The 800-nt window shown below is 56.6% G+C and carries 2 protein-coding genes; both read right to left on the bottom strand.

What is annotated here, in order from left to right; genetic code table 11:
- Positions 1-282 (bottom strand): DNA-packaging protein FI (gene gpFI / locus F4V54_RS10980; RefSeq protein WP_150387156.1); only part of this gene is annotated, 282 nt, incomplete at its 3' end.
- Positions 283-323: 41 nt separating this feature from the next.
- Positions 324-800 (bottom strand): major capsid protein (locus F4V54_RS10985; protein WP_172828379.1); only part of this gene is annotated, 477 nt, incomplete at its 5' end.

The following is an 800-nucleotide window of genomic DNA, read 5'->3' on the forward strand; positions in this document are numbered from 1 at the left end:
ATCAGTATGCAGCTTCACCAGTGCCACGACCGTGACCAGTTCAGACGTATCCAGAATCACGGTATCCGGCTGCGCTGATCCCACCTCATTTTCATGTCCGGTCAGCACATTTTCCCGGCTGAGAGGGGTGTCCTGACCGGCAGTTTCATCCGTGTCATCAAGCTCCTCTTTCAGCTCTGCCACACGGAGCGCCGGTTCTTCTTTCGTCCCCGTCAGGCTGACATCACGGTTCAGTTGTTCACCCAGCGAGCGGAGACGGGCAATCAGTTCATCTTTCGTCATGGACTCCTCCACAGAGAAACAATGGCCCTGAAGGGCCATGATTACGCCAGTTGTACGGACACGAACTCATCAGGGTCAGCCAGCAGCATCAGCGGTGCTGACTGAATCATGGTGAACTCACGCGCCGGATCGCCGGTGGTCACCCAGTTTTTCGGGTAACGGGCAGAGGCGTTAATGCCTTCGCGCTGTGCGTCCGCATCCTGAATGCAGCCATAGGTGCGCAGACCGCGTGCCTGAGTGTTCCCCAGCACCATCGTGTTGTCCGGCAGGAAGTTCTTTTTGACGCCGTTTTCCACGTACTGTCCGGAATACACGACGATGGCCACATCGCCATACATCCCCTTATAGGACACCGCTTTGCCCAGGTCTTTCACCGCTGTCTCCAGCTCGGAATTAGAGCCACGACGGGTATCCAGCTTCTCCTTGACGGCTTTGAAGGAACGGAACAGCGCCCAGCCTTTCGGATCGAACACGATGATATTCACCACACCGCTGGCGTTCAGCGCGTAGGCTTCGAT

It is taken from the genome of Corynebacterium tuscaniense, from assembly GCF_008693065.1.
GTDB lineage: Bacteria > Actinomycetota > Actinomycetes > Mycobacteriales > Mycobacteriaceae > Corynebacterium > Corynebacterium tuscaniense.